The organism is Pseudomonas sp. Irchel 3A5, assembly GCF_900187575.1.
Lineage (GTDB): Bacteria > Pseudomonadota > Gammaproteobacteria > Pseudomonadales > Pseudomonadaceae > Aquipseudomonas > Aquipseudomonas folii.
This window is the reverse complement of sequence record NZ_FYDU01000002.1, coordinates 332676-359211: the sequence shown is the minus strand read 5'-3', so window position 1 is coordinate 359211 and position 26536 is coordinate 332676. Positions and strand designations below refer to the sequence as shown.

The 26536-nt window shown below is 57.8% G+C and carries 29 protein-coding genes; 15 read left to right on the top strand and 14 right to left on the bottom strand.

Going from position 1 to position 26536, the window contains the following annotated elements:
- Positions 1-59 precede the first annotated feature (59 nt).
- Positions 60-482: a cytochrome c5 family protein gene (locus CKW31_RS04215; RefSeq protein ID WP_095093161.1), complete on the top strand. Its 423-nt coding sequence runs from the start codon at positions 60-62 to the stop codon at positions 480-482.
- Between the two features lie 131 nt (positions 483-613).
- On the opposite strand, the gene CKW31_RS04210 is transcribed toward CKW31_RS04215, so the two are convergent.
- On the bottom strand, positions 614-1678 hold the full coding sequence (locus CKW31_RS04210) for an aminopeptidase (protein WP_095093160.1): 1065 nt from the start codon (positions 1676-1678) through the stop codon (positions 614-616).
- 150 nt (positions 1679-1828) lie between these two features.
- Between CKW31_RS04210 and CKW31_RS04205 the strand changes: the two genes are divergently transcribed.
- A complete protein-coding gene (locus CKW31_RS04205; RefSeq protein ID WP_176469783.1) occupies positions 1829-2185 on the top strand; it encodes a hypothetical protein in 357 nt (118 codons plus the stop codon).
- Positions 2186-2188: 3 nt separating this feature from the next.
- Here the strand turns inward: CKW31_RS04205 and CKW31_RS04200 are convergent, their stop codons facing one another.
- On the bottom strand, positions 2189-2422 hold the full coding sequence (locus CKW31_RS04200) for a DUF1161 domain-containing protein (RefSeq protein WP_027901543.1): 234 nt from the start codon (positions 2420-2422) through the stop codon (positions 2189-2191).
- A gap of 171 nt (positions 2423-2593) precedes the next feature.
- Between CKW31_RS04200 and CKW31_RS04195 the strand changes: the two genes are divergently transcribed.
- Complete coding sequence (locus tag CKW31_RS04195) at positions 2594-3253, top strand: hypothetical protein (RefSeq protein WP_176469773.1); 660 nt, start codon at positions 2594-2596, stop codon at positions 3251-3253.
- A 120-nt stretch (positions 3254-3373) separates the two neighbouring features.
- On the opposite strand, the gene CKW31_RS04190 is transcribed toward CKW31_RS04195, so the two are convergent.
- Positions 3374-3805: an OsmC family protein gene (locus CKW31_RS04190; RefSeq protein WP_095093159.1), complete on the bottom strand. Its 432-nt coding sequence runs from the start codon at positions 3803-3805 to the stop codon at positions 3374-3376.
- 246 nt (positions 3806-4051) lie between these two features.
- Between CKW31_RS04190 and CKW31_RS04185 the strand changes: the two genes are divergently transcribed.
- The gene (locus CKW31_RS04185) at positions 4052-5056 is read left to right on the top strand and encodes an LLM class flavin-dependent oxidoreductase (protein WP_095093158.1); all 1005 of its coding nucleotides are present in this window, start codon (positions 4052-4054) and stop codon (positions 5054-5056) included.
- 155 nt (positions 5057-5211) lie between these two features.
- Here CKW31_RS04185 and CKW31_RS04180 read toward each other — a convergent pair whose 3' ends face one another.
- Complete coding sequence (locus CKW31_RS04180; RefSeq protein ID WP_027901547.1) at positions 5212-5436, bottom strand: DUF1161 domain-containing protein; 225 nt, start codon at positions 5434-5436, stop codon at positions 5212-5214.
- 149 nt (positions 5437-5585) lie between these two features.
- Positions 5586-5801 carry a dodecin gene (locus CKW31_RS04175; RefSeq protein WP_027901548.1) on the bottom strand — a complete coding sequence of 72 codons (216 nt, stop codon included), beginning with the start codon at positions 5799-5801 and terminating at the stop codon, positions 5586-5588.
- A 166-nt stretch (positions 5802-5967) separates the two neighbouring features.
- On the opposite strand from CKW31_RS04175, the gene CKW31_RS04170 reads away from it, so the two are divergent.
- Positions 5968-6294: a YqjD family protein gene (locus tag CKW31_RS04170; protein ID WP_095093157.1), complete on the top strand. Its 327-nt coding sequence runs from the start codon at positions 5968-5970 to the stop codon at positions 6292-6294.
- An 8-nt stretch (positions 6295-6302) separates the two neighbouring features.
- Here CKW31_RS04170 and CKW31_RS04165 read toward each other — a convergent pair whose 3' ends face one another.
- Positions 6303-7202: a LysR family transcriptional regulator gene (locus CKW31_RS04165; protein WP_095093156.1), complete on the bottom strand. Its 900-nt coding sequence runs from the start codon at positions 7200-7202 to the stop codon at positions 6303-6305.
- Positions 7203-7326: 124 nt separating this feature from the next.
- Between CKW31_RS04165 and trpB the strand changes: the two genes are divergently transcribed.
- The 3 genes from trpB to CKW31_RS04150 all read left to right on the top strand — a co-directional run bounded on the left by trpB (position 7327) and on the right by CKW31_RS04150 (position 9998).
- Positions 7327-8556 carry a tryptophan synthase subunit beta gene (gene trpB, locus CKW31_RS04160; RefSeq protein WP_095093155.1) on the top strand — a complete coding sequence of 410 codons (1230 nt, stop codon included), beginning with the start codon at positions 7327-7329 and terminating at the stop codon, positions 8554-8556.
- Entirely contained in the window at positions 8553-9365 is an 813-nt protein-coding gene (gene trpA / locus CKW31_RS04155; RefSeq protein ID WP_027901552.1) for a tryptophan synthase subunit alpha, read from the top strand. The genes trpB and trpA overlap by 4 nt, the downstream gene beginning before the upstream one ends.
- A gap of 123 nt (positions 9366-9488) precedes the next feature.
- Positions 9489-9998, top strand: coding sequence for an anti-virulence regulator CigR family protein (locus CKW31_RS04150; protein ID WP_095093154.1), 510 nt, complete (start codon positions 9489-9491; stop codon positions 9996-9998).
- Between the two features lie 161 nt (positions 9999-10159).
- Here the strand turns inward: CKW31_RS04150 and CKW31_RS04145 are convergent, their stop codons facing one another.
- The 3 genes from CKW31_RS04145 to CKW31_RS04135 all read right to left on the bottom strand — a co-directional run bounded on the left by CKW31_RS04145 (position 10160) and on the right by CKW31_RS04135 (position 12917).
- On the bottom strand, positions 10160-10492 hold the full coding sequence (locus tag CKW31_RS04145) for a DOPA 4,5-dioxygenase family protein (protein ID WP_095093153.1): 333 nt from the start codon (positions 10490-10492) through the stop codon (positions 10160-10162).
- 137 nt (positions 10493-10629) lie between these two features.
- Positions 10630-11577, bottom strand: a complete 948-nt coding sequence (locus CKW31_RS29455; protein ID WP_141230111.1) for a hypothetical protein — start codon at positions 11575-11577, stop codon at positions 10630-10632.
- 389 nt (positions 11578-11966) lie between these two features.
- Positions 11967-12917: a LysR family transcriptional regulator gene (locus CKW31_RS04135; RefSeq protein WP_095093151.1), complete on the bottom strand. Its 951-nt coding sequence runs from the start codon at positions 12915-12917 to the stop codon at positions 11967-11969.
- Positions 12918-13031: 114 nt separating this feature from the next.
- On the opposite strand from CKW31_RS04135, the gene betC reads away from it, so the two are divergent.
- The 3 genes from betC to CKW31_RS04120 all read left to right on the top strand — a co-directional run bounded on the left by betC (position 13032) and on the right by CKW31_RS04120 (position 17238).
- Positions 13032-14537, top strand: coding sequence for a choline-sulfatase (gene betC / locus CKW31_RS04130; RefSeq protein WP_095093150.1), 1506 nt, complete (start codon positions 13032-13034; stop codon positions 14535-14537).
- Positions 14538-14571: 34 nt separating this feature from the next.
- Positions 14572-15498, top strand: coding sequence for a choline ABC transporter substrate-binding protein (gene choX / locus CKW31_RS04125; RefSeq protein WP_095093149.1), 927 nt, complete (start codon positions 14572-14574; stop codon positions 15496-15498).
- 174 nt (positions 15499-15672) lie between these two features.
- Entirely contained in the window at positions 15673-17238 is a 1566-nt protein-coding gene (locus tag CKW31_RS04120; protein WP_095093148.1) for a SulP family inorganic anion transporter, read from the top strand.
- Here CKW31_RS04120 and aroE read toward each other — a convergent pair.
- Both aroE and hemF read right to left on the bottom strand, forming a co-directional pair.
- On the bottom strand, positions 17235-18056 hold the full coding sequence (gene aroE / locus CKW31_RS04115) for a shikimate dehydrogenase (RefSeq protein WP_095093147.1): 822 nt from the start codon (positions 18054-18056) through the stop codon (positions 17235-17237). The two genes, CKW31_RS04120 and aroE, sit on opposite strands and share 4 nt — an antisense overlap.
- 128 nt (positions 18057-18184) lie before the next feature.
- A complete protein-coding gene (hemF, locus tag CKW31_RS04110; RefSeq protein WP_095093146.1) occupies positions 18185-19102 on the bottom strand; it encodes an oxygen-dependent coproporphyrinogen oxidase in 918 nt (305 codons plus the stop codon).
- A gap of 174 nt (positions 19103-19276) precedes the next feature.
- Between hemF and CKW31_RS04105 the strand changes: the two genes are divergently transcribed.
- Entirely contained in the window at positions 19277-20254 is a 978-nt protein-coding gene (locus tag CKW31_RS04105; protein WP_095093145.1) for an NADPH:quinone reductase, read from the top strand.
- A 166-nt stretch (positions 20255-20420) separates the two neighbouring features.
- Here the strand turns inward: CKW31_RS04105 and CKW31_RS04100 are convergent, their stop codons facing one another.
- The 3 genes from CKW31_RS04100 to CKW31_RS04090 all read right to left on the bottom strand — a co-directional run bounded on the left by CKW31_RS04100 (position 20421) and on the right by CKW31_RS04090 (position 23277).
- Positions 20421-20978 (bottom strand): L-threonylcarbamoyladenylate synthase, encoded by a 558-nt coding sequence (locus CKW31_RS04100; protein ID WP_095093144.1) that lies wholly within the window; start codon positions 20976-20978, stop codon positions 20421-20423.
- A gap of 37 nt (positions 20979-21015) precedes the next feature.
- Positions 21016-22128, bottom strand: coding sequence for a DNA-processing protein DprA (gene dprA, locus CKW31_RS04095; protein WP_095093279.1), 1113 nt, complete (start codon positions 22126-22128; stop codon positions 21016-21018).
- A 123-nt stretch (positions 22129-22251) separates the two neighbouring features.
- A complete protein-coding gene (locus CKW31_RS04090; RefSeq protein ID WP_095093143.1) occupies positions 22252-23277 on the bottom strand; it encodes a LysM peptidoglycan-binding domain-containing protein in 1026 nt (341 codons plus the stop codon).
- Positions 23278-23416: 139 nt separating this feature from the next.
- Here CKW31_RS04090 and def point away from each other — a divergent pair, with 139 nt between their 5' ends.
- The 3 genes from def (at position 23417) to rsmB (ending at position 26361) form a co-directional block, all read left to right on the top strand.
- Entirely contained in the window at positions 23417-23923 is a 507-nt protein-coding gene (def, locus tag CKW31_RS04085) for a peptide deformylase (RefSeq protein WP_095093142.1), read from the top strand.
- 165 nt (positions 23924-24088) lie between these two features.
- Entirely contained in the window at positions 24089-25048 is a 960-nt protein-coding gene (gene fmt / locus CKW31_RS04080; protein WP_095093141.1) for a methionyl-tRNA formyltransferase, read from the top strand.
- Positions 25045-26361 (top strand): 16S rRNA (cytosine(967)-C(5))-methyltransferase RsmB, encoded by a 1317-nt coding sequence (rsmB, locus tag CKW31_RS04075; protein WP_095093140.1) that lies wholly within the window; start codon positions 25045-25047, stop codon positions 26359-26361. Before fmt ends, rsmB begins: the two co-directional genes overlap by 4 nt.
- The last annotated feature ends 175 nt before the right edge of the window (positions 26362-26536 follow it).

Below are 26536 nucleotides of genomic sequence, written 5' to 3'. Positions count from 1 at the left end.
TCTCGCCGCCTGCTAAACCGTGGCAGGCGTGCGTGAATAGTCTCCATGAGGGTGGAAGCGTGAACCTGATCAACAAGATTCTGGCCATTGCCGCAGCACTGACTTTTTGGGCATTCAACGCTCAGGCAGCGACCAATGAAGAGATTGCCAAACGGTTGGAGCCAGTCGGCCAGGTCTGCATTCAGGGCAAGGAATGCGCAGGAATGGGAGTGGTCGCATCCGCGGGCGGTGATGCTGCCAAAAACCCCGACGACATCATCGCCAAGCACTGTACTGCCTGCCACAGCATCGGCTTGCTGAACGCACCAAAAATCGGTGATACCGCCGCCTGGAAAGAGCGCGCCGATCAACAGGGCGGCCTGGATGGCCTGCTGGCCAAGGCGATCACAGGGCTTAACGCCATGCCCGCCAAAGGCACCTGCGGCGACTGCACTGATGAAGAGCTCAAGAGCGCCATTCAGAAGATGTCGGGGTTGAAGTAAAAAACGCATCTATCATTTCCTGTAGGAGCTCACGAGCAATGCGAGGCAGCGATGGCGGTATGTCTGACACGCCGCTATCGCTGGCCTCGTAACCTCGGTGAGCTCCTACAGGTTCAATGCTGCCAAATACCTCATTCGGACCCACCCGCCAACCTCTGCAACTCAGCCCGGCGCTGCGCAATCGGCAATGCGCCCAGACGCTCCACTTGCGCATAAAACGCCTGCCAGTCTCCGTTCACCTTTTTGAACAGCACTTCAAAGGCTGGCACCCACTGATCGTAAAGCCCGAAGGGCAGCAACCTGGCGTTGTTCATTGGCGCGTTGATCCAGGCGTCATAACGCTTGTCACCCGACCATTGCTGATCACGCAATAGCCGGTACTCGCTGCGCAGCCTGTCGAACTCCGCCGCCTTGCGCTGGCGCATCAGTTCAGCGCTCAGGGGTTGGCGGTAAAGCTGCTTCAGCCGCTCGCGGGTAGCCAGTATCAATCGGGTAAGGTCGTCTCGCCGTTTTGACTGGACTTCATGCTCAGGCGCAAGACCCCGCGCAGCGCGCCACTGCAACGTGCCTTCCTGTTCGACGAAACGCGCGTAGGATTCATTGAATTCGGTATCGTCCTTCACGTAGTAACGCTGGTGCGCCAGCTCATGAAAGATCAACGTCGCCAGACGTTCATCGCCCCAACCCAGCATGGAGCTGAGGATTGGGTCATTGAACCAGCCCAGAGTGGAGTAGGCTTCCACGCCGCCGACATAAACGTCCTTTCCCTCTTGGCGCTGTAACGCCGCAGCGCCTCTGGCACCGCCGATACTGTAATACCCGCGATAGGCCACGCACCCGGCGATGGGGAAGCAATGGGTGATCGGTTCAAGAGAGAATTCGTCCGTGGCGAACACATTCCAGACCACGTAGGGACGTCCGAGATCAGCATAGAGCCGGTAGCTTTTATTTTCTGGAAGGTGCAACTGGTTGCTGGCAAAGTCGCGGGCTTGCTGGGACAAAGCCAGGCGCTGGCGAAGTTTCGGATCGCGGCTCTGATCAGCGATCACATCTTCGACGGGCTCACGAGCCCGCAGCAACTGCAACTGGCCGCTGACTAACTGGTCGTAGTAATCAAGACTGGAACAACCACTGAGCAGCAAGACCGCCAATAATAGCCAACCGGCTCCTGGGCGTAAAACGTTGAGACTCGGCATGGACAGCCTTTAAAGTTGCACACATGGCGCGTTATGCCGGACAGCGAAGGCATTTCGCAACTACTATCGAGATCCATTGAAGCCGAGCCGACCATGCGCCCTTTACTGATGCTCTTAGCCCTGACCATTCTGGCTGGCTGCGCAGGCCCCATGCCAGCTGTTGACCCTGCTCAAGCCTGGGTCGATATGCGGACCATGACCGGCAAGCTGGTCATGGCTGACAAGGTAGATGGCGAGACTACCTACGACGGGCGCTACTTCCAGATATCGCCGGGCAGCCACCGGCTTCAGGTTCGCTATGACTATGAAATCCACTACGGTGGCTTCACAGCCATGGGCGACGAGTACACCGAGCTGACCTGCTATGTCGAACTGCGCTACGCGAACTTCGCCGCCGGGCAGCGCTACATGATCGAAGTCCGCTCACTGGCCAACGATGTGACCGCCGAACTGCTGGATGCCAAGCGTAACGTTCTGGCAGAGCAGGACCACGTCACCTGTATCTGACGATCAGCGATCGTTCTTCTGGTAAATGATTTTACGTGTGCCGTTATCGCAGGTGCCCACTACCATGTTCTGGTCTTGGGCCTCGTCATTGGTGACGATTTCCAGAGTGTAGGAACTGACGTTGTTGGCCTGAATCTTGGCCTCGATCTCGGCTTTCAACTCTTCACAATCTTTAGGCGCGGCGAGGGCGCTGGTGGCCAGCGACAGACCCAATACGGCTAATGCAAAACGTTTCATGCTCGACTCCTCGATACCACTAGAGCAGCACGCGCCAGAATGATTCTCGCGCCTGCGCCGCTCCTTTCCATAGACATTACCCGGTCTCAGCAAGTTCGGCACTCGTCAGTCGGGTCGAACTTCTTTGTGAGTGACCCATCACATCCTGACGATTAACTGACTGAGTGATGTATGAACGCACCTTTCATCCAATGGGTCATCCAGTACAAGGACGCCCTGACGGTCCTGATCAGCATCGGTACGCTGATTGTCTGGGTGCTCTACGCACAACTGCTGTTGAACAATTACCGCCGCCAGCGTCGACCGCGGATCATTATCAATCGGGGCGCAGGTAAAGGCATCGGCTCCCTGTGCCTGATCAGCAACATGAGCGCAGAGCCCATCTTCATCAATCAGATCGTGCTGGTGCTCAACACCAACCAGGGCGAACTGTGCTGCGATGTCACTGATATACGCGAAGAAAGCAAAGGCGAAATCGAACAGGACCTGATCCTGCACAACGCAACTCGTCAGGGGCCATTGGGCACCGGCGATTTCACCCATATCGGTTCCTTCGCTTCTCTCATCCAACGTTTGGCGCTGCTGCACGCGATTCCCATGCAGGGCCAAAAACCAGCGCAAGAGTGGAAGTTTTCCAGCCTGGAAGTACGTGTAATCGCGTTCTACGGCTCTGACAAACACGCCATTGGAGCAAGCCGGGGATTTGAGCTTAGTAATGCTGAGGAGGATGGCTGCCAGTTGATCGCGCAGTCACGGGAAAGCATGCAGTACAACTCGGCTTGGCATCGTCGCAAGATACGTCGGCACTGGATGCTGGATGTGGAAGGTTAAACGAACTGACCTTAGCCTGACACTGTAGGCGCTGCCGAAGGCTGCGGTAGCGATCGTCCTGAGACACCGCTATCGCAGCCTTCGGCAGCTCCTACAGGTCAATCATCTATCCTGGTCCGATCAGCTAAGCAGCGTAGCGTCCAGAGTGATTTTTGCATTCAGGACTTTCGACACCGGGCAGCCTTCTTTGGCCGCAGTGGTCAGTTTTTCGAACTGCTCTTGAGTCGCGCCCGGCACTTTGGCCTTCAGCGTCAAGTGAACTGCGGTGATCGCGAAGCCGCCATCAACCTGGTCGAGCGTGACGTCTGCAGTCGTGTCGATGCTTTCAGCGGTGAGGTTCTCGCCACCCAGGATCATCGACAGCGCCATGGAGAAGCAGCCAGCATGCGCTGCGCCGATCAATTCTTCAGGGTTGGTGCCTTTGCCGCCTTCGAAACGAGCCTTGAAGCCGTATGGCGCTTCACGCAATACGCCGGTTTCAGTGGAAATGCTGCCGATGCCAGTCTTCAGGTCGCCTTCCCAATGGGCCGATGCTTTTTTGACAATGCTCATGGTGTCTCCTCATGGATAAGTGCGGTTTCGCACGGGGTTAAGGTTTCTGAGGATAGCTCGGTCTGGAAAGTTCAACTGCGGGAAGGATCCGAAAATAAAGTAGCATTTTTCTACTTTAGGGATTGAATCTGAGGCATATGCCCTTATCCTCTTTAACAACCGCGGGTTTCGGTCATCAGCGTTTTCTCCATCAGACGGGTCATGCGCCAAGCCTGCAAAAACACTTTCGAGGATCGTTGACGACCTATGAAACGTTTAGCTGATGTGAAGATTTCCACGCTCGATCTGGTGCCGGTACGCCACGACTCAGGTCCTGCTCAGTCGCTGCGCAACTCTCTTGACCTGGCGCAACACGTCGAAAAATTGGGCTACAACCGCTTCTGGGTGGCCGAACACCACAATATGGATGGCATCGCCAGTTCGGCGACTTCGGTCCTGCTGGGCTATCTGGCGGGCGGCACATCGACCATTCGCGTCGGTGCCGGTGGCATCATGCTCCCCAACCACGCGCCACTGGTGATCGCTGAACAGTTCGGCACGCTGGCAAGCCTGTATCCGGGGCGTATCGATCTGGGTCTGGGCCGAGCGCCGGGTTCCGATCAAATGACCGCTCGCGCACTGCGCCGGGAGCGCTCTGGCAGCGCCGATGACTTCCCTGAAGATGTGACTGAGCTGATGGCCTACCTTGGCCCACGCACACCCGATCAGCGAGTCATCGCCGTCCCGGGCACTGGCACCAATGTGCCGATCTGGTTACTGGGTTCAAGCCTGTTCAGTGCGCAACTGGCCGGGCAACGCGGTCTGCCTTATGCATTTGCGTCACACTTCGCGCCGCGCTACATGCACGAAGCCATTCGGGTTTATCGCAATCACTTCGAACCTTCCGCAGTGCTCGACAAGCCCTACGTCATGCTCGGTGTGCCGCTGGTAGCTGCCGATACGGACGAGCATGCAGAGTATCTGGCGACGTCGCTGTATCAGCGGATTCTATCGCTGATGCGCGGCCAGACTTTGATGCAAAAGCCGCCCGTGAAGAGCATGGAAGGGTTGTGGTTGCCTCATGAGCGTGAAGCGGTAAGCGACTTCCTCGGCCTCGCGATGGTTGGCAGCAAGGAAAAAATTCGGGCCCGGCTGGACGTGTTGCTGGAGCAGACCGACGCTGATGAACTGATCTTCACCTGCGACATGTATGAGCATGAGGATCGCTTGCGTTCGTATGAAATCCTGGCTGAAGCCGCTTTAAACTCGTAGGACCGACTTTAGCCGGGAGGGCATTGTTTCTAACGAAGAATTTACAGCGCATGTACTGGCCCTCTCCCGGCTGAAGCCGGTCCTACGAATTTGCTGAATTCCGACCACAAAAAAACCGACTTCAACGAGTCGGTTTTTTTGTGTCCGCAATCAGATCAGCCGCGCTGATACACGATTTCCTTGGCGCCGCCTTCACAGCTGCCGACAACTTTCTTGTCGGTCACGCTGCCTTTGTCGACGACTTCAAGCGTGTAGGACGAAGCGCCTTTAGCCTGAAGCTTTGCGTCAATTTCCGCTTTCAACTCTTCGCACGGTTTGCCAGCCGCCAGGGTGGTACCGGCGATGCTCAGCAAACCTACCGCCAATAGAAACTTCTTCATTGGTCAAACTCCTTCGTCAGGCCAAATCAGGTCATCTACATGGCAAACGACCTGAAAGAATTAACCACGCCGACGATTGTTCGCAACAGCGGGCTCTATCTGTGTAGCGGAGGATATGGCAATCAGCCAGTGCGAAAGTTCAGCGATGATCAGCTGTTGGCAATCCGAAAGCCTACTTTCAGGGTGACCTGGAAGTGCGCAACCTTGCCATCTTCAATATGACCGCGAGTCTCAGTCACTTCGAACCATTCCAGATGATTGATGCTCTTGCTCGCCTCGGCCAACGCGTTGTTGATCGCGTCTTCGATGGTGGTGGTAGACGAGCCAACCAGCTCGACCTTCTTGTAGGTGTGATGATCAGTCATGGCAGTTCTCCTAAGGGTCATTACGAGCGCAGCAGTGGGCACGCTCCCTACCTCTGTGGGGAAAAGCGGCATAAAAGTTCAGCATTTTGCGAAAACACAAACGCACTTTCTGAAAAGCCCGTAGTCGGAAACAACACATGCCACTCACCATCGCAGGAGAAACATCATGGCTAGCACTTCACTTCGTAAAGCCTCGCTTCAAAGCATGGAAGCGGAAATCGAAAGTCTGTTGAAAGCACTTGAAGGCTTGAAATCCGACGCGTCGGACGAATCGCGCAAGACCCTCAAGAATTTGAAAGCCAACGCTGAAAGCGCGCTGAGCCACTCGCGCAGCCTGCTGAGCGATGTGTATGAAGACGTGAAAGTCAAAACCCGCGAAACCAGCGTTGCTACCCGCGACTACGCGCAAGAGCACCCTTGGACTACTGCCGGTGTTGCAGTGGGCGCGGTTGGCCTGCTGGCTGCCTACCTGCTGTTCAAACGCGGCAACTGATTAGACGCTCAGGGCCTTCCCGAACGTTTCAGCTCATTTTTTAACCAGTTGGCTAATGATTGAGCGCGCCCATCAGCGGCACGTTTGGGAACCCACAACGCCAGTTGCGCCGGGGTTTCGCTGAAACCCCATGGCGCAACCAGGCGACCAGCCCGCAGGTCATCCGCCACCAGCGGCTCAGGTGCAATCGCAACTCCCAGGCCAGCCACGGCCGCTTCCAGCAAATAATACAAATGCTCAAAACCCTGCCCATATTGCAGCGCTTTCGGGTCGATGCCGTTTTGTTGTGCCCAACTGGGCCAGGCTTGCGGCCGCGACGTGGTTTGCAGAAGGGTTTCGTCGAGTAAGTCTTCTACCGGTGCCTGCCGCAATTGTGCGTAACGGACGAAGTGCGGGCTTAACACCGGACCGATTCGCTCACTCGCCAGCTCGAAGACCTGCATGTCCGTCGGCCACGGCGGCTCGGCGAACACCAGTAGCGCGTCCAGTCCGGGACGACGCGGATCCAGGTCACCTTCACCCGCTGACAAGTGCAGGCGCAGATCCGGCAAGTCCGCATTCAGCCGCCCCAGACGCGGAATAAACCAGCGTGCCAGCAAGCTTCCAGAACAGCCCAGCACAAACGGGGCATCCGCATTGCCCTGGCTGAGCTCGGCACACACGGCGCGCAGGCGGTCGAACGCGTCGCCGCTGGCATCTCGTAGGCGAATGCCTGAATCTGTGAGTTTAAGGCCACGTCCATCCTTGACGAACAGGGCGATGCCCAAGTGTTCTTCAAGGACTTTAAGTTGCCGGCTTACTGCACCGTGAGTCACGTGCAGCTGTTCGGCCGCCTGACTGACGCTGTTCAAACGTGCAGTGGCCTCAAAGGCTCGCAATGCATTTAGCGGAGGAAGGTCGTGGCTCATGGTATCTGTGAGTTTTCCTGACAGGTTGCAGAGATCTTATCGGTTTTCAGATGGGTTGGCGCTGGTTAAAGTATGTTCATTGCCGATCCGGCTCACTCATTCGCTTATCGACCCTGGAGGTCACATGACCCAGACCAACTTCAGCAGCGGCCCAGACGCCAACGGCTTGTTCGGTTCATTCGGCGGCCGCTACGTTGCCGAAACCCTGATGCCACTGGTGCTTGACCTGAATCGCGAGTACGAAGCTGCCAAAGCCGACCCGGAATTCGTCGAGCAACTCGCCTATTTCCAGCGTGATTACATTGGTCGTCCAAACCCTCTGTATTTCGCTGAGCGTCTGACCGAGTTCTGCGGCGGCGCCAAAATCTACTTCAAGCGCGAAGAGTTGAATCACACAGGCGCGCACAAGATCAATAACTGTATCGGCCAGGTCCTGCTGGCCCAGCGCATGGGCAAAAAGCGTCTGATCGCCGAAACCGGCGCAGGCATGCACGGCGTGGCAACGGCTACTGTCGCTGCACGCTTTGGCCTGCCATGTGTGATCTACATGGGCGCCACCGACATCGAGCGTCAGCAAGCCAACGTATTCCGCATGAAGTTGCTGGGCGCTGAAATCGTCCCTGTCACCTCCGGCACCGGCACCCTGAAAGACGCGATGAACGAAGCATTGCGTGACTGGGTAACCAACGTTGACGACACCTTCTACCTGATCGGCACCGTGGCAGGTCCACACCCGTACCCGGCGATGGTTCGTGATTTCCAGTCGATCATCGGCAAGGAAACCAAGGTCCAGATGCAGGAGAAGGAAGGCCGTCTGCCAGACAGCCTGATCGCTTGCGTCGGGGGCGGCTCCAACGCCATGGGCCTGTTCCACCCGTTCCTGGATGACAGCAGCGTGGACATCATCGGCGTCGAAGCCGGTGGTCACGGTGTTGATACCGACAAGCACGCCGCCAGCCTCAACGGTGGTGTGCCAGGCGTACTGCACGGCAACCGCACTTACTTGCTGCAGGACAACGACGGCCAGATCACTGACGCGCATTCGATCTCTGCCGGTCTGGACTACCCAGGCATCGGCCCGGAGCACGCTTACCTGCACGAAGTGAAGCGCGTCGAATACGTCAGCATCACCGACGAAGAAGCGCTCGAGGCCTTCCACCATTGCTGCCTGCTGGAAGGCATCATCCCGGCCCTGGAAACTGCTCACGCCCTGGCCGAAGCCATGAAGCGCGCCACCAACCTGCGCGACGACCACTTGATGGTGGTGTGCCTGTCGGGTCGCGGTGACAAAGACATGCAAACCGTCATGAACCACATGGCCGCTGCCGAACAGAATCAGGAGAAGCTGGTATGAGCCGCCTCGAACAACGTTTCGCCCAGCTGAAAACCGAAGGCCGTGCGGCATTGGTGACCTTTGTCACCGCAGGCGATCCGGGTTATGACACGTCGCTGAAAGTGCTCAAGGGTTTGCCTGCAGCCGGTGCCGATGTCATCGAACTGGGCATGCCGTTCACCGACCCGATGGCTGACGGGGTGGCGATTCAACTCGCGACCTTGCGTGCTCTGGACGCCGGTCAGACGTTGCTGAAAACCCTGCAAATGGTCAGCGAATTCCGCGTCGACGATCAAACCACGCCGATCGTGCTGATGGGTTACTACAACCCGATCCATCGTTATGGCGTGGAAAAATTCGTCGCCGCTGCCAGCGAAGCGGGTGTTGACGGTCTGATCATCGTCGACTTGCCACCCGAGCATGACGCCGAACTGGCGACGCCTGCCCAGGCTTCCGGCATCGATTTCATCCGCCTGACCACGCCAACCACTGACGATGCGCGTCTGCCGCGTGTTCTTGAGCGCAGTTCCGGCTTCGTCTACTACGTGTCGGTGGCGGGCGTGACTGGTGCGGGTTCGGCGACGATGGAGCACGTTGAAGGCGCAATCGAGCGTTTGCATCGTCATACCAGTCTGCCGATCTGTGTCGGTTTTGGCATTCGCACTCCGGAGCAGGCTGCGGCCATCGCTCGCCTCGCCGACGGCGTAGTCGTGGGTTCGGCACTGGTGGACAAGATCGCCAATGCTGCGTCGCCAGAGCAGGGCGTCGATGACGTATTGAGCCTGTGTGCGGCCTTGGCCGAAGGCGTACGTAAAGCTCGTGTGAGCTGAAGGTAAAGTTCCTGATACAGAGGAATCAAAGCGCAAACGCCTGTACTAAGTAGTCAGGCAAAGGGGTTCAGGGTTCATGCCTTGAACCCCTTTTTGCTGCATTGAATTTTTCAGGAGCAACACATGAAATTGCCGAACCGTTTGATTGCCGGGCTGGGTATCTTGATGATCAGCGCCAGTCCGCTGTTGCAAGCAGCACCGCAAGATCAGCGCGGCGGCCCTGACGATAACCGTCAAGGTCAGCAACAAGGTCCAGGTCCGCAGAGCAAAGGTGGTCATGAGCAGGGCAGACAGGGTCAAAACCCGGGCCCAGGCAAGGACAACCGTCCGCAACAGCAAGCCCATCAGGACAACCGCGGCGGCAATCGTCCACCGGAAAATTTTGATAGCGTGCGCAATACCATCCAGCAGCACCGCGACGTGATCGGCCGTGGTCAGCCGCTGCCGCCGAACATTCATGTGGTCAAAGGTCGTCCGCTGCCACCCGGCTACGGCAAACGCCTGGACTCGCGCTCGCTGCAACACCTGCCTCATTACGATGGCTACGAATGGCGTCGTATGGGCACCGACGTAGTGCTGATCGCCGTGGGCACCGGGATTGTTTACGCGATTCTGGATGGTGTTTTGAATTAACAAAAACCTGTACCTGTAGGAGTGAGCTTGCTCGCGATTGGGTCTCTTGGCCGGCGAATTGATCGCCTGAACTGACGCCATCGCGAGCAAGCTCACTCCAGATCCAATGTCTACTGCACGACAGCGCGGTGTCAGAGCCACAGGTTCCGATTTATTTCGCATTAGCGCCTGAACATCCCCAGATTCAAAGGCCTTACCGCCCCCATCCAGATAGCATGCTCGGTGTGATCCGCCAGTTCATTACCGGTCAACGGGTGAGTGAACACCACCAGACCATTGCGACTCAGCGCCAGCCATAGCATGACATCGGCAAACTGCTGATGATCAAACGCCAACTGACAACTCCAGTCGGTATGCGGGCCGACCGGCCGCTCGTGAACCCTGCCCATCGCCAAACCAAACTTCTCGACCGCCGCCTCACACAAAGCCCGAGCCTGCTCGATGGTGTCAGCGTCGAAATAGACATGCGCGTGATAGCCCTGAATCTCTGGCATATGTGCTCCCTGCGGTTGGCTGGATACTGTTTATCGGGGCTATTCTGACTCGCTAAGTGAGTTATCCACAGACCAGAATCGATTTCCAAGCAGAATGCAAAAATGCTTGTGACGGAATAGCCGTGACGGGCGAGCTATCAGTTTCTGATAGTAAGAACTCCACCGCCGCCGCCGCCACCGCCACCTGAACCGCCACCATGATGTCCACTATCAGGATGTCCACGGCCCGTGGTAGGACCGTGTTGCGGTCTGCGTTTACCTCGTGGTCGTTGACGCGGTTTGGCTGGTGGCTTTGGAACAACAGGAGCAGGGGGCAGACTAGCCGGCGGGGTAGGCGTGGTAGTCACTGCTGGGCTTGGCGTTGGAGTAGGGGGCGGCAACGCGCCAAGATCAATAACTGGAAGCTCAGACGACGGAATACCGAAGACCTCTTGCGATAGATTATTGAAAAAAGCATCAACGCGTTTTTGCACAGCGCCACCAAATCCAGATGCAGCCGCCTTGTAGGTAGACAACGTGTCGACCCGAGCCCGCCACCCGTCGGCAATGGCTTTCATTTCAGGCGATCCGATGACAGATGCTGTTCCCATAAAAGTTTCTGTACGGAATGCCATCTGTACCTCGCCCATAGGATTACCCGTATTAGCAAGTACCTCGTTCCAATAAGCTTCTCTCGTCGATTCGGATGGCATGACTTTAAAAACCGAATTCAAAGTCCAGGCATCTGGACCGAGCCCAGCAGCAGAGAACACTTTGTTGTGAAACGCCCATGCCTCCTGATGATTGATATCACGATCAACATAGCCTTGACTCGCCAGCTGAGCGGACAATGTACTGAGATACTGCCGCGCCATTGCGTTGTAGATCCGCGACTCGTTAATCGTCTTGCCAGCGTCACGCGCGGTCAGCCGCAAGAAATTCATAGAGGCGTTGCCTGATACAGATCCTCCCGTCACGACACTCTCAGCTAATGTTGCATATTTGTACCCTTTGATCTGTAGAAAAGCATACATACTAGATGCAGAATCATACTGAAGGAGTATTTCTAGTGTTTTTATATCGTTAGGGTTTAATTTTTCAGCCATCTCTTATCTCACAAATATAATTAAGCGAAAAAACCCATTCGCATTCCAATCAAGCCAATTAAAATATAATAAATCAGGATTACCCTTATTAGGTTATACACCCAATACCAAGCCCGTATCTTCACCCTGTACCAAGTCCAGCGCATAGCGGTGATAAGGACAACGTATGCACTCAACATAAACAACTTTACTTTTATGTGTGCCATATATAATTACCTTAGCCAGAAAATTCAGATACAAGATCTGAAAACCTTGGAACACAAGTAACTCGACGCGGGCCAAAAAGTAAATACAGGTCAAGTCCTAAAGTAACGTAGGAAAGTTCGGACCACAAAAAATATATAGCTAAAACATGGACGAACTATCGAGTCGCACAAGAGACAACTCTGCTAAACAGCAATCGACGGCAACGGCCTGCCTGTCAACGAAGTCCCGCTCTGCGCCTGCTCACTTTCCAGCCAATCCACAAACTGCTGAACAATCTGCACCCGCCGTTTGCGTTGTGGCAGTACTACGTAATAGCCATAAGCGGAGACCGCTGTCCCGTCGATAGGGCGACACAACAATCCTTGATCAAGCAGGGCGTCCACCAGATGACGCCAGCCGATGGCGACGCCCTGGCCCGCTATCGCGGCCTGGATGAGCAAGGTGTAGTTGTCGAACCGCAATTGCCCGGGAGCAGGGGCCTGGGGGATGTTCAAGGCGCGGAACACGCCGCCCCAGTCGAACCAGTTGGCGCTGCCTTCGCCACGTAAATGCAGCAGCGGAAACTCTCGCAGTACATCAGTGGGCAACGGCGGCTCACGCCCGGCCAGTAACTGCGGGCTGCACACCGGGAATACTTCTTCACTGAACAACCAGCGGCTCTCGCCTTGTTTGAAACGCCCGTCGCCAAACAGCACGGCGACGTCGATATCGGCGCGCAGCATGCTGTGGCTGCGCTCACTGGTGACGAGGCTGACGTCCACGTCCGGATGAGCTTCGTGAAAACGATGCAGACGAGGCATCAGCCAGTAAGCCGCGAAAGCAAAGTCGGTGGCGACCTGCAGCACTTCGTGTTGATGCTGATGGGTGATCGCGATCAAGCCTGTGTCCATCGACTGCAAGCCGGTCTGCACGTGGCTGAAAAGAATGTCGCCCGCATCCGTCAGCTCGATGCCACGGTAGATCCGATCAAACAAGCGGGTGGCCAGTTGTTCTTCAAGGCGTTTGATCTGCTGGCTCACGGCGGGCTGAGTGGTGCCCAGCTCGACAGCCGCTGCTGTAAAACTGCGCAGGCGCGCAGCGGCCTCGAACGCCCGCAGCAGATCCAGCGACATTTCACCAAGCGATTCAAACATAAGCTGCACTTATCCTAGGCATTGCCTTGCATGGGCTTTACCATAAATCCCATGGGTCCCATCCTCAATCGCAGCACTTTCGCATAAATATTCACTATGGGATGCCGCGAATACATGAAGCGCAAAAATATTCTTTTCATCATGGCCGATCAAATGGCCGCGCCGATGTTGCCGTTCTACGCTTCGTCTCCTATCAAGATGCCTAATCTGAGTCGCCTCGCTGCTGAAGGCGTGGTGTTCGATGCTGCTTACTGCAACAGCCCGCTGTGTGCGCCGTCACGATTCACGCTGGTCAGCGGTCAGTTGCCCAGCAAGATCGGCGCTTACGACAACGCCGCTGAATTCCCCGCCGATATTCCGACCTACGCCCATTACCTGCGCCGTCTGGGTTACAAGACTGCACTGTCCGGCAAGATGCACTTTTGCGGGCCCGACCAGTTGCACGGTTACGAAGAACGCCTGACCAGTGATATCTATCCCGCCGACTATGGTTGGGCCGTCAATTGGGACGCGCCGGATGTGCGTCCGACCTGGTATCACAACATGGCGTCGGTGCTGCAGGCCGGTCCATGCGTGCGCACCAATCAGTTGGACTTCGATGAGGAAGTGGTCTTCAAAGCCCAGCAATACTTATTCGATCACGTGCGTAACGACGGCGATCAACCGTTCTGCCTGACGGTCTCCATGACTCACCCGCACGACCCGTACACCATTCCCAAACCGTTCTGGGATCTGTACAGCGACGAAGAAATTCCGATGCCGCAGCATCAGCCCGACCAGGCTGATCAGGATCCGCACTCCCAGCGGTTAATGAAAGTCTATGATCTGTGGGACAAGCCGTTGCCCGAGGAGAAAATCCGCGACGCACGCCGCGCTTATTTCGGCGCCTGCAGCTACATCGACAGCAACGTCGGCAAGCTGATGCAGACCCTGGAAGAGATCGGTCTGGCGGACGACACCATCATTGTGTTCTCAGGCGATCATGGGGATATGCTGGGCGAACGGGGTCTCTGGTACAAAATGCACTGGTTTGAAATGGCAGCTCGGGTACCGCTGCTGGTTTACGCGCCAGGCCAGTACAAGGCCGGACGCGTTGGCGCCGCGGTTTCCACCGCCGATCTGTTGCCGACATTTGTCGCGATGGCTGAAGGCGAGCTGGTGGATGGCTTGCCACTGGACGGTCAGTCACTGATGCCGCATTTGCTGGGCGAGGGCGGCCACGATGAAGTGTTTGGCGAATACATGGCCGAAGGTACCAACAGCCCGTTGATGATGATTCGGCGTGGCGCGTACAAATTCATTTATTCGGAGCAGGACCCATGCCTGCTGTTCGATGTCCATAACGATCCACAGGAACTGGAAGAGCTGAGCCAGTCGGACACTCACCAGCAACTGTTCAATGAATTCCTGGCTGAAGCACGGGCCAAATGGGATATACCGGCGATACACCACCAGGTGCTCGCCAGCCAGCGCAGACGGCGCTTTGTCGCCGAATCGCTGGCACTCGGCAAGCTGAAGAGTTGGGATCACCAGCCGCTGGTAGACGCCAGTCAGCAGTACATGCGCAACCACATTGATCTGGACGATCTGGAGCGCAAGGCACGTTATCCACAACCTTGACCCTGCCAAAAAATCAAAAAACTAGGGGAAGTTAATGAAGACGTTATCCAAAACACTCGTGATTGGGGTCCTGGCGTTAAGCAGCCTTGCGGTACAGGCTGCCGAGCAAAGTTGCAGCACAGTGAAACTGGCCGACCCAGGCTGGAGCGACATTGCTGCAACCAACGCCATTGCCGGCTTCCTGCTGGACGGGATGGGCTACAAAGCCAAGGTCGATACCCTGGCGGTGCCGATTGCTTACGGCGGTCTCAAGGATGGCAAGCTGGACGTCTTCCTGGGCAACTGGATGCCTGCGCAACAGGGTTTCTATGACAAGTTTGTCGCGACCGGGGATGTCACCCAACTGGCGAAGAATCTGGACGGCACCGAATTCACCCTGGCCGTACCGGATTACGTCTGGGACGCGGGTGTGCATAACTTTGCCGACCTGAATAAATTCGCCGACAAGTTCGAGAAGAAGGTTTATGGCATTGGCTCCGGCGCGCCCGCCAACCTGTCGATTCAGGAAATCATCAAGAAGAACGAATTTGATCTAGGCAGCTGGAAGCTCGTCGAATCCAGCGAGCAAGCGATGCTGGCTGAGGTGAATCGCCGGATGAAAAAAGACCAGTTCGTGGTGTTCCTCGGCTGGACGCCGCACCCGATGAACGTCCAGATCAAAGGCCTGCATTACCTCAAAGGCGGCGAGAAATACTTCGGCGACACTGGCACCGTGCACACCCTGACGCGCAAAGGTTACGCCGAGGCCTGCCCGAACGTAGGCAAGCTGTTGACCAACCTGACGTTCACTCAGGAGATGGAAAACAGCATCATGGCCGACGTGACCAACAATAAAGTCACCAATGCTGCCGCGGCCAAAGCCTGGATCAAAGCCAACCCGGCCGTGCTGGATAAATGGCTGGATGGCGTGAAAACCATTGATGACAAAGATGCACTGGCGGCGGTGAAGGCGAAGCTCTAATACCTCCCAAAGTCTGCGCATTACCTGTGGGAGCGGTGCTTGCCCGCGATAAGGCTGGACGCGGTTCATTTTAGATCGCGTCAAGCCTTATCGCGGGCAAGCACCGCTCCCACAGAGGACGGCTCCATCAACTGTTGTACCCTAACCCCTCCGCAATCCTTCAAAGAGCGTTTCATGGGTTGGCTCAACCGCCATAAATTCCTGCCGTTTCTTGCCTGGCTTCCCCGCCAGACTCGCGCCACCGTGGGTCGTGATGCGTTGGTGGGGTTGAGCGGGGCGATTCTGGCCTTGCCACAGTCCATTGCTTACGCCCTGATCGCCGGATTGCCTGCCGAGTACGGTTTATACGCGGCGATAGTGCCGGTCATGATCGCCTGTTTGTGGGGCTCGTCATGGCACCTGATCTGCGGGCCGACGGCGGCGATTTCAGTCGTGCTCTACGCCAGCATCAGCCCGCTGGCGGTCCCGGCCAGTCAGGATTACATCACCCTGATTCTGCTGCTGACGTTCATTGCCGGCCTGTTCCAGTTATTGCTTGGCATGGTGCGCTTCGGCGCGCTGGTGAACTTCGTCTCCCATTCGGTGGTGCTCGGTTTCACCCTGGGTGCTGCCGTGGTCATTGCTCTGGGGCAAATGCCCAACCTGATCGGCATCGATTTACCCAGTCAGACCACCGCCCTGAAAAGCCTGATTGCGGTGCTAGAGCATCGAGGCGAGCTGGACACGCCGTCACTCATACTGGGTTTGCTGACGCTGGTGCTCGGCATGGTCCTCAAGCTGCTGGTACCGCGCTGGCCCACACTGTTAATCACACTGATCGCCTCCAGTCTGCTGGTCTGGCTATGGCCTGCGATGTTTGGCCATGTTCGCGTGGTTTCTGCATTTGTCGGGCATCTGCCACCGTTGAGCCCGCTGCCGCTGGATCCGGAACTGATCCTCAAACTGCTGCCATCCGCCGTGGCGGTGGGCATGCTCGGGCTGGTCAACAGCCTGTCGATTTCACGCTCGCTGTCCACCCGCTCTCAGCAACTGATCGACGCCAACCAGGAAGTCCGCGCTCAAGGTCTTTCAAATATGGGAGGCAGCCTGTTCTCGGGCTTTCTGTCAGCAGGTTCGTTTACTCGCTCGGCATTGAGCTTCGAAGCGGGCGCCAATTCACCCCTGGCCGGGATATTTTCCGCCTTGTGGGTCGCGCTGTTTGCCGTCGCCGGGGCATCGTTGATCGCGCACATTCCCATACCGGCCATGGCGGCTTCGATTCTGCTGATTTGTTGGGGGCTGGTGGACCGGCGCGGTATTCGTGCGTTGTACCGGGTCAGTCGCTCCGAGTTTCTGGTCATGGCGCTGACCTGCGTCGCGACATTACTGCTCGAACTGCAAACCGCCATTTACGCGGGTGTGCTGGCGTCGCTGTTCTTCTACCTCAAGCGCACTTCACAGCCGGTCGTGCAGCAATGGCGCGACGGTGACGAAGACATCATGCGCGTTGGCGGATCAATCTTTTTTGGTGCCAGCCACTATTTGCAGACAAGACTGCAGCGCACAGAAGGCAAACACGTGGTCATTGAGGCGCAGCACATTAACTTCATCGATTACTCCGGCGTCGAGATGCTTCATCAGGAAGCCCGACGCCTGCGTGATCAAGGCCGGACCCTGACGTTGCGTCGGGCCCGGCCGCAGGTGATTGATGAGCTGCGCAAGCTGGAAGGGGAGAAATGTCCGATCCGGTTCGAGGATTAAGCCGCGAGTTGCCTGCGCAACTCGGCCAGCACCGGCGCTGAATCCGGTCGCACGCCGCGCCATAGCAGAAAGGCCTCTGCGGCTTGCTCGACCAGCATGCCCAGGCCATCCACAGATTGCGCCGCGCCATGCTCGGCGGCCCAACGGCAGAAGGCTGTAGGCTCGCTGCCGTACATCATGTCGTAGCAGAAGGTCTCACCTGGCTCGATCAGGCTCGGCGAAATCGGCGGCAGTTCTCCGGTCAGGCTCGCGGAGGTGGCGTTGATGATGACATCCACGGACTCTTCCAGCCAATCGAAACCGCTGGCAAATACGGGGCCCAGATCAGCAAATTGCTGAGCCAGCAGCTCGGCTTTTTCTACCGTCCGATTAGCGATCACTAATACCGACGGGCGCTCGGCCAACAGTGGCTCCAGCGCACCGCGCACTGCGCCGCCCGCACCGAGTAACAGCACGCGCTTGCCACGCAGACTCACGCCGCAGTTAACCGTCAGATCCCGCAACAGCCCCGCGCCATCGGTGTTATCACCGAGCAAGGTGCCATCAGCCAGCTTGCTCAGGGTGTTGACTGCGCCTGCACGCCGGGCGCGTTCGGTCAGGCTGTCAGCCATGCGATAAGCCTGTTCCTTGAACGGCACTGTCACGTTGGCCCCACGGCCTTCGTTGAAGAACGCCTTGGCGAATGCGGTGAAATCATCCAGCGGCGCAAGCGCCGTGCGGTAATCCAGCGGTTGACCGGTTTGTTCGGCGAACAGGCCATGAATCAGCGGTGACTTGCTGTGGCCGATGGGGTTGCCGAAGACGGCGTAGTGGTCCATTGGGTTTCCTGTTTAATTTCAGACTCGGCCTCGGTAGGAGCGAACTTGTTCGCGAGGCGGTGTACCTGACACAACGCCTCGCCAACAAGTTGGCTCCTACCGAGAACTCGCTCACCGCTAAATAATCGTCAACCCAACGCCAACCAATCCCGATCCTGCAGGAAATACTCGGTCAGGCGCGCCTCTTCACTACCTGGCACGGCTTTCCAGTCGTAGCCCCAACGCACTTGCGGTGGCAGCGACATGAGGATCGACTCAGTACGCCCGCCGGATTGCAGGCCGAACAGCGTGCCACGGTCGTAGACGAGGTTGAATTCCACATAACGCCCGCGACGGAATTCCTGAAACTCGCGTTGCTGCGCGGTATAAGCGTCTGCTTTGCGACGACGCACGATGGGCAGATAGGCGTTGATAAAGGCATCGCCAATCGCGCGCATAAAGGCAAAGCTGGTGTCGAAATCCCACTGGTTCAAATCATCGAAGAACAAGCCGCCGACGCCGCGTGGCTCGTTGCGATGCTTGAGGTGGAAGTAGCTGTCGCACCACGCCTTGTAGCGTGGATAGACGTCAGCACCAAACGGCGCACACGCCTGTTCGGCAACGCGGTGCCAATGCACGCAGTCTTCTTCGACACCATAATAAGGCGTCAGATCGAAACCGCCGCCGAACCACCAGACGGCTTCCTCGCCTTCTTTTTCGGCAATGAAGAAGCGTACGTTGGCATGGGACGTCGGCACATGAGGGTTGTGCGGGTGGATCACCAGCGACACGCCCAGCGCCTCGAAACCACGTCCGGCCAGTTCAGGCCGGTGGGCGCTGGCGGAGGGTGGCAGGCTGGTGCCGAAGACATGAGAGAAGTTGACGCCGCCTTTCTCGATCACTGCGCCATTCTCGACAACACGCGTACGACCACCGCCACCTGCGGGGCGAGTCCAGGCGTCTTCGACAAAACGGGCATCACCGTCTTCCTGTTCCATAGCAGTACAGATCCGGTCTTGCAGATCGAGCAGATAGGCTTTGACGGCCTCAGTGCGGCTAGAAGACATGGCGACCTCTTTAACTGACTTCAAACGGCTGGGCACCCGGACTTCAAGGGCCACAGCGAAATTGGCGCGTAGCATAACACCCGTGGCCAATCGACCGCAGTTGACGAAGCGCAAACGAAGGAGTCCGATAGAGCCCTTTCACATTCCTGTTTCGATTGATCATGGAGAGAACAAATGGCAAAGCGTATCCAGTTCAGCACGACCGGCGGCCCGGAAGTTCTTGAGTATGTGGACTTCGAACCGGCCCAGCCTGGCCCGCAACAGGTACGTGTGCGCAATAAGGCCATCGGCCTGAACTTCATTGAGACCTACTTCCGCAGCGGCCTGTATCCGGTACCGTCCTTTCCGTCCGGGCTGGGTAACGAAGGCGCGGGCATCGTCGACGCAGTGGGCAGCGAAGTCAGTCGCTTCAAAGTCGGCGACCGTGTCGCGTACGGCACCGGCCCACTGGGCAGCTACAGCGAGCTGCATACTTTGCCGGAAGCCAATCTGGTGCATCTGCCGGAAGCGATCAGCTTCGAACAAGCCGCCGCCATCATGCTCAAGGGCCTGACCGTGGAATATCTGCTGCGTCAGACCTACGTCGTCAAATCGGGTGAAACGATCCTGTTCCACGCCGCAGCCGGTGGCGTAGGCTCTCTGGCCTGCCAATGGGCCAAGGCGCTGGGCGCAAAGCTGATCGGTACTGTCAGCTCCGCTGAGAAAGCCGCTCACGCCAAAGCACTGGGTGCTTGGGAAGTGATCGACTACAGCAAGGAAGATGTGGCCAAACGCGTGCTGGAACTGACTGACGGCCAGAAATGCCCGGTGGTTTATGACGGTGTTGGTCAGGACACCTGGACGACTTCTCTGGACTGCGTTGCACCGCGCGGCCTGTTGGTCAGCTTCGGTAATGCATCCGGACCTGTTGCAGGCGTGAACCTGGGGATTCTGGCCAGTAAAGGCTCGTTGTACGTCACGCGCCCAACCCTGGGTAGCTACGCCAACACGCCACAGACCCTGCAAAGCATGGCCGACGAACTGTTCGACATGCTCGCCAGCGGCAAGATCAAGGTGGATAACATCCAGCAATTCGCACTCAAGGATGCAGGCAAAGCGCAGATCGAATTGTCAGGCCGCCGCACCACTGGCTCGAGTATCTTGATTCCTTGATTTGAAATGCAGCGTCTGTGACATGACGTGGGACCGGCTTTAGCCGGGAAGAGGCCGGGACAATCCCCAGAAATGGGACGTCAGAAATACCGCTTTCCCGGCTAAAGCCGGTCCCACGTCAGGTTGCGTGGCAAACCTGGAATCTCCTACAGGAGCATCTCTATCGTTACCCCGCTCGAACAACCTCTGCCGTAGCAATATCGCGAATCACGCTCGGATTACGGCGGCCTCCCAGGCTGCCGCCGAGCACGCCATCGATCTGCCCGCGGAAATACTGCTCGACCCTCAGACGTGAGCGCGCAGCCGGGCGGCCTGCCGGGTTGGCCGAGGTAGAAATCAGCGGCCCGACCAATGCACACAGTTCTCGCACCGTTGGGTGATCGCTAACCCTCAGCGCAACCGTCTCGTGAATACCGGTAATCCACTGAGGCAGGAGGTTCTGGTGCGGCACGAGCCACGTGTTGGGACCCGGCCAGGTGCTGGCCATGCGATCAATCCACAACTCCGGGAAATCCTCGAACAGGAAATCGAACTGACGAATGTTGTCAGCGATCAGAATCAGCCCTTTTTCCACGGGCCGCGATTTGATCGCCAGCAGGCGGTAAACCGCTTCTTCATCCCAAGGATCACAACCCAGCCCCCACACCGCTTCGGTTGGATAGGCAATGACCGCACCGGCGCGAATATTTCGGGCGGCTTGTTGCACTCGCCAACTGCTGACCATTTTCACTCTCCGCTAAAACATTGTCGGCAGTTTAACCTCAGGCTGCGCGCGCAAACCATCGTCCTGCTTCACAGGCAATGCGTCCGTCCAGCTCCAGTTCCGTCAGCGCAGCGAGCACCTTCGGCAAGGCCCAGCCGGTAGAGTGCGCCAAAGCTTCACTGGTATGGGGCGCTGCATGCAGTAACGCCAGCAGGGGATGGTCGATAGCGACTTCAGCGGTCTGCACGACTTCGGTTGGCACCACCACCTGCCAGCCCCGCAATGCGTCGAGAATGTGGTGCACCGTCTCGACCAACACCGCGCCATCGCGAATCAGTTGATGGCAACCACGCGCACCGGGGTGATGAATCGAACCCGGTATGGCATACACCTCGCGCCCCTGTTCGGCAGCCAGCCGGGCGGTGATCAGTGAACCGCTGGCAACACTGGCCTCGACCACCAGCACGCCCAGGGACAAACCACTGATGATTCTGTTGCGCCGCGGGAAGTTGCTGGCCGTGGGCCCCGCATCCAACGGGAACTCTGAAACCACTGCACTTCCTTCGGCAATCATCCGCGCTGCGAGCGCTCGGTGGCGCTGTGGATAAAGTTTTTCAATGCCGGTGCCCAAGACGCCGATTGTAGAGCCGCCGACGTCCAGAGCGGCCTGGTGCGCAGCACCATCGATCCCCAACGCCAGACCACTGGTGATGACAAATCCGGCCCCTGCAAGACTTTTGGAAAAGGCTGCCGCGGTATCCAGTCCCGGACGTGAAGCGCGGCGGCTGCCGACCATCCCCAACTGCGGCCGGTCGAGAATCGAAGCGTTACCTGCGACAAACAGAAGAGGAGGTGGATCGGGGATTTCCGCTAGCAAAGCCGGATAGTGCGGATCGTCCCACATCAGTAAATGCTGGTCCGGACGCTCTAACCAGACCAATGCAGCACTGGCGCCATCGCGCACATCCGGATCGCGTCGCGCCTCGGCGCACGCTGTTGGCAACCCCAGAGAACGCCACGCGCTGGCCGGTGCGCTGAGCGCAGCAGAGGCGCTACCGAACGCATTGATCAACTTGAAGAATCGCTTTGGCCCCACCTCCGGCAAGCGATGCAAACGCAGGCGCGCCTCCTGTTCGGCAGGCGAAGGGGCAGCTTTTTCAAACAGCGGCATAAGATCTTCCTTGATCTGCAGCGCACCAAAATTGGTGGCCAATCCTGTGGATAACTCTGTTAACAACAATTTGATAACTGGTGAAACCGTGACAAGAATCTGTATTAATTCTGCAACATGACGTTAAGGGTTCTTGACCTTGTCCATCACCGCCAGGGAACGGTTAGCGTTCAGGACCAGGCCGTAGCTGAGTTTTTCGTAGGTGCGGAAAATCATCAGCAGGCCGGCGCGTTCGTCAGGAATTTTGACTTGTTCACCGGTGATGCGATCACGGACAGTCTCACCCGTCTTGTAGATCGCAAGCACATTGCCTTCGATCAGACCGTCACGCTTGCCGCGATCCACCGTGACGACATCCATGACGCCGATCTGATTCACGCCACGTGGAACATCGATGATCAAGCCGTTGATCTGATTACCCGGCTCGCTTGGCAGGAAGCTGGAGTTGATTGCCCGCTCCTCGCTGGCGAACAGTCGGTCGCCCAGACGCACTTCCTGATTCGAGCGTTGCAGCATCAGCGTGGAGATATCACCTTCGGACGCGACAATTTCGCCACCGCCGATCTCGTCGGCGTTAATCCCCAATACTTCCTGAGTGACCGGATCGGTGTAGGTTTTGCCTTGGCGGAAGATGCCATAGACCGAATGCGCAGGGTCCAGAGCACCACGGGCATAGATCCGGTCGCCAATCCCGCTCAGCACTCGCTCGGCGTTGCCAGCCACGATGTACGGTGCTCGTTCGAATTGCTCGGGAGCGTCCACAATGCGGTTGCTGAGCAGAAAGGCATTGATCGCGCCCAGAGGAATACTCGGCACCGCTTCAATCATCGGCGTACTGCGCACCTGTGGTGACAGCTTGACGGTGCCGCGTGAGGCGCCGCGATTGAGGGTGACGCGGGGCTGACCGTCTACATAACTCAGCGTCAAGGTATCGCCGGGATAGATCAGATCAGGGTCATGGACCTGCGGGTTGGCACGCCAGATTTCCTGCCATTTCCAGGGCTCGCTGAGAAACTTGCCTGAAATGTCCCAAAGCGTGTCACCGGCAACGACGGTGTAACGCTGGGGATGGCCTTCCCTGAGTTGCACTTGCGCCTGCACAAGACCGGTCACGGCCAACAGCAGCAGGGCGAGTAGTGATTTCCTCATGCAGTGAATCCCTTTATCATGTTGCTTCGCGTGAACATAGAGTCCTATCCGGCTCGGTGTGAAAATGGTTGCCCCGCTTGAACGTCCAAAGCCTAGCAGCCGATTTTGACTTTACCCTACAAGTGCAGCTCTTACGTATATGGCTATCCTAAACATTCTCGAGTTTCCCGATTCGCGCCTGCGCACCATCGCCAAGCCGGTGGCCGTAGTAGACGCCGACATTCGTCAGTTGGTCGATGACATGTTTGAAACCATGTATGAAGCGCCAGGTATCGGGCTGGCTGCAACCCAGGTCAACGTTCACAAGCGTGTCGTGGTCATGGACCTCAGCGAAGACCGCAGCGACCCTCGGGTTTTCATCAACCCCGAGATCGAAATGCTGACCGATGAAATGGATCAGTATCAGGAAGGCTGCCTCTCGGTGCCGGGCTTCTACGAAAACGTCGATCGCCCGCAAAAAGTGCGTATCAAGGCACTGGACCGCGACGGCAACGCTTACGAAGAAATCGCCGAAGGCCTGCTGGCGGTGTGTATCCAGCATGAGTGCGATCACCTGAACGGCAAGCTGTTCGTCGATTACCTGTCCAACCTCAAGCGCGACCGCATCAAGAAAAAGCTCGAAAAACTGCACAAGCAGAACGCTTGATTTGGTTGAACCTGTGGGAGCGGTGCTTGCCCGCGATACTAACGACGCGATCTAAAGCGAACCGTGTCCAGCCTTATCGTCGGAATGCCGCCCAGACCAAGCACCGCTCCCACAAGGGCCAAACCATCCGGCCAGCCTAAACTCCCCTTTCCCAACGAGAAGCCCATGACTGAGCCACTGCGCATCGTCTTCGCCGGCACACCAGAGTTTGCCGCTGAACACCTCAAGGCCTTGCTCGACAGCCCTCACCAGATCATCGCGGTCTACACCCAGCCTGACCGCCCGGCAGGTCGTGGACAAAAGTTGATGCCGAGCCCGGTGAAACAGCTAGCTGTGCAACACGATATTCCGGTGCTGCAACCGCCGACCCTGCGCGACGCTGCGGCTCAAGAAGAAATGGCAGCGCTCAAGCCTGATTTGCTGGTCGTGGTTGCTTACGGCCTGATCCTGCCGCAAGTGGTGCTGGACATTCCGCGTCTGGGTTGCATCAACAGCCACGCATCGCTGCTGCCACGCTGGCGCGGTGCGGCGCCGATCCAGCGCGCCGTAGAGGCAGGCGACGCCGAAAGCGGCGTCACGGTCATGCGTATGGAACTGGGTCTGGACACCGGGCCGATGCTGCTCAAGGCCATCACGCCCATCACTGCTGAAGACACCGGCGGCTCGTTGCATGATCGCCTGGCTGAACTGGGCCCGCCTGCTGTGTTGCAAGCCATTGCCGGTCTGGCCGACGGCACGCTCGTCGGAGAAATCCAGGACGACAACCTCGCTACCTACGCTCACAAACTCAACAAGGACGAAGCACGCATTGACTGGACGCGTCCGGCTGAAGAGCTGGAGCGTCTGGTTCGCGCATTCAATCCATGGCCGATCTGCCACAGCACGCTGAACGGCGAAGCCCTGAAAGTCCTCGCCGCCAGCCTCGCTGAAGGGCAGGGCGAGCCGGGCGTCATTCTCAACGCGAGCAAGGACGGTCTGATTGTCGCGTGTGGCCAGGGTGCGCTGCGTCTGACTCGCGTGCAATTACCCGGCGGCAAGCCACTGAACTTCACTGACCTGTTCAACAGCCGTCGCGAGAAGTTCGCCACTGGCATCGTGCTGGGCCAACAGGTGACCGCGCAATGAATCCGCGTCTGGCTGCCGCCAAGGCGTTGGCCGCTGTGCTCAGCGGCAAAGCTTCGCTCAACAGTTCGCTGCCGACGCAGATGGATAAGGTCGAAGTTCGTGATCGCGGCCTGACTCAGGATCTGGCGTTTGGTACAGCTCGCTGGCAACCGCGTCTTTCTGCGCTGGCGGCAAAGCTGTTGCAAAAGCCTTTCAAGGCCGCCGATGCCGACGTCGAGGCGTTGCTGCTGGTGGGTTTGTATCAACTTCTGTATTCGCGCATCCCGGCCCACGCGGCCATCGGCGAAACGGTAGGTTGCGCCGACAAACTGAAAAAACCTTGGGCCAAGGCGCTGCTAAACGCCGTGCTGCGTCGTGCCCAGCGTGAAAGCGAAGCGCTGTTGGCCGAGCTGGAACATGATCCGGTGGTGCGTACGTCCCACCCGCGCTGGCTGCAAAAAGCCTTGAAAGCGGCCTGGCCGGAGCAATGGGAAGCCATCTGCGCCGCCAACAACGCGCATCCGCCGATGATTCTGCGGGTCAATCGCCGGCACAACAGCCGCGATCAATACCTCGAACTGTTGGCCAAAGCCGATATTGAAGCCGTCGGCTGCACGTTCAGTCAGGACGGTATTCTGCTGACCGAACCCTGCGATGTGCGCAGCCTGCCAGGCTTTGCCGAGGGCTGGATCAGTGTGCAGGACGAAGCTGCGCAACTGGCTGCCGATCTGCTGGAACTGGCGCCGGGCCAACGGGTGCTGGACGCCTGCTGCGCCCCCGGCGGTAAAACCTGCCACTTGCTGGAAGTCCAGCCTGCGCTGGCTGGCGTCGTGGCGGTGGATCTGGAGGCCAAGCGTCTGGTGCGTGTGCGCGAAAATCTCGAGCGTCTCGGCCTGAGCGCCGAACTGATCGCTGCCGATGCCCGGGAAACCGCGCAATGGTGGGACGGCAAGCCATTTCAGCGCATCCTGCTTGATGCGCCGTGCTCGGCAACCGGCGTGATCCGTCGCCATCCCGACATCAAGCTGACCCGTCAGGCTGATGACATTCCGGCCTTGGCAACGCTGCAGGGCGAGTTGCTCGATGCCCTTTGGCCAACCCTGCAAGTCGGCGGCATTCTGCTTTACGCCACCTGCTCGACACTGCCCACAGAGAACACCGAAGTCATCGAGGCGTTTCTGGCTCGCACCTCCGGCGCACGTGAGCTGGACATCGCCGGTCAGCTCGGCCAGCAGCCGCCCGGTCTGAAACAGCCACACGGTCGCCAACTGCTCGCGCAGGAAGGCGGGCATGATGGGTTCTATTACGCCAAATTGATCAAGATCGCTGGTTGATCCGCACTACTCAAATTCAATGCAATCTCTTGTGGAAGATTCTATTTTTGCCCGCAAGTCAATGTGACGACGTGGGACCGGCTTTAGCCGGGAAGGGGCCGGAACAGCCGCTGAGTGTGTGGTATCTGCCAGGCCGCTTTCCCGGCTGAAGCCGGTCCCACGTCATCAGCCTGCT

Coding starts and splice junctions, on each gene's coding strand:
- CKW31_RS04210 (WP_095093160.1), bottom strand. CDS start 1,678: ATGCCGAGTCTCAACGTTTTACGCCCAGGAGCCGGTTGGCTATTATTG.
- CKW31_RS04205 (WP_176469783.1), top strand. CDS start 1,829: ATGCCAGCTGTTGACCCTGCTCAAGCCTGGGTCGATATGCGGACCATG.
- CKW31_RS04200 (WP_027901543.1), bottom strand. CDS start 2,422: ATGAAACGTTTTGCATTAGCCGTATTGGGTCTGTCGCTGGCCACCAGC.
- CKW31_RS04195 (WP_176469773.1), top strand. CDS start 2,594: ATGAACGCACCTTTCATCCAATGGGTCATCCAGTACAAGGACGCCCTG.
- CKW31_RS04190 (WP_095093159.1), bottom strand. CDS start 3,805: ATGAGCATTGTCAAAAAAGCATCGGCCCATTGGGAAGGCGACCTGAAG.
- CKW31_RS04185 (WP_095093158.1), top strand. CDS start 4,052: ATGAAACGTTTAGCTGATGTGAAGATTTCCACGCTCGATCTGGTGCCG.
- CKW31_RS04180 (WP_027901547.1), bottom strand. CDS start 5,436: ATGAAGAAGTTTCTATTGGCGGTAGGTTTGCTGAGCATCGCCGGTACC.
- CKW31_RS04175 (WP_027901548.1), bottom strand. CDS start 5,801: ATGACTGATCATCACACCTACAAGAAGGTCGAGCTGGTTGGCTCGTCT.
- CKW31_RS04170 (WP_095093157.1), top strand. CDS start 5,968: ATGGCTAGCACTTCACTTCGTAAAGCCTCGCTTCAAAGCATGGAAGCG.
- CKW31_RS04165 (WP_095093156.1), bottom strand. CDS start 7,202: ATGAGCCACGACCTTCCTCCGCTAAATGCATTGCGAGCCTTTGAGGCC.
- trpB (WP_095093155.1), top strand. CDS start 7,327: ATGACCCAGACCAACTTCAGCAGCGGCCCAGACGCCAACGGCTTGTTC.
- trpA (WP_027901552.1), top strand. CDS start 8,553: ATGAGCCGCCTCGAACAACGTTTCGCCCAGCTGAAAACCGAAGGCCGT.
- CKW31_RS04150 (WP_095093154.1), top strand. CDS start 9,489: ATGAAATTGCCGAACCGTTTGATTGCCGGGCTGGGTATCTTGATGATC.
- CKW31_RS04145 (WP_095093153.1), bottom strand. CDS start 10,492: ATGCCAGAGATTCAGGGCTATCACGCGCATGTCTATTTCGACGCTGAC.
- CKW31_RS29455 (WP_141230111.1), bottom strand. CDS start 11,577: ATGGCTGAAAAATTAAACCCTAACGATATAAAAACACTAGAAATACTC.
- CKW31_RS04135 (WP_095093151.1), bottom strand. CDS start 12,917: ATGTTTGAATCGCTTGGTGAAATGTCGCTGGATCTGCTGCGGGCGTTC.
- betC (WP_095093150.1), top strand. CDS start 13,032: ATGAAGCGCAAAAATATTCTTTTCATCATGGCCGATCAAATGGCCGCG.
- choX (WP_095093149.1), top strand. CDS start 14,572: ATGAAGACGTTATCCAAAACACTCGTGATTGGGGTCCTGGCGTTAAGC.
- CKW31_RS04120 (WP_095093148.1), top strand. CDS start 15,673: ATGGGTTGGCTCAACCGCCATAAATTCCTGCCGTTTCTTGCCTGGCTT.
- aroE (WP_095093147.1), bottom strand. CDS start 18,056: ATGGACCACTACGCCGTCTTCGGCAACCCCATCGGCCACAGCAAGTCA.
- hemF (WP_095093146.1), bottom strand. CDS start 19,102: ATGTCTTCTAGCCGCACTGAGGCCGTCAAAGCCTATCTGCTCGATCTG.
- CKW31_RS04105 (WP_095093145.1), top strand. CDS start 19,277: ATGGCAAAGCGTATCCAGTTCAGCACGACCGGCGGCCCGGAAGTTCTT.
- CKW31_RS04100 (WP_095093144.1), bottom strand. CDS start 20,978: ATGGTCAGCAGTTGGCGAGTGCAACAAGCCGCCCGAAATATTCGCGCC.
- dprA (WP_095093279.1), bottom strand. CDS start 22,128: ATGCCGCTGTTTGAAAAAGCTGCCCCTTCGCCTGCCGAACAGGAGGCG.
- CKW31_RS04090 (WP_095093143.1), bottom strand. CDS start 23,277: ATGAGGAAATCACTACTCGCCCTGCTGCTGTTGGCCGTGACCGGTCTT.
- def (WP_095093142.1), top strand. CDS start 23,417: ATGGCTATCCTAAACATTCTCGAGTTTCCCGATTCGCGCCTGCGCACC.
- fmt (WP_095093141.1), top strand. CDS start 24,089: ATGACTGAGCCACTGCGCATCGTCTTCGCCGGCACACCAGAGTTTGCC.
- rsmB (WP_095093140.1), top strand. CDS start 25,045: ATGAATCCGCGTCTGGCTGCCGCCAAGGCGTTGGCCGCTGTGCTCAGC.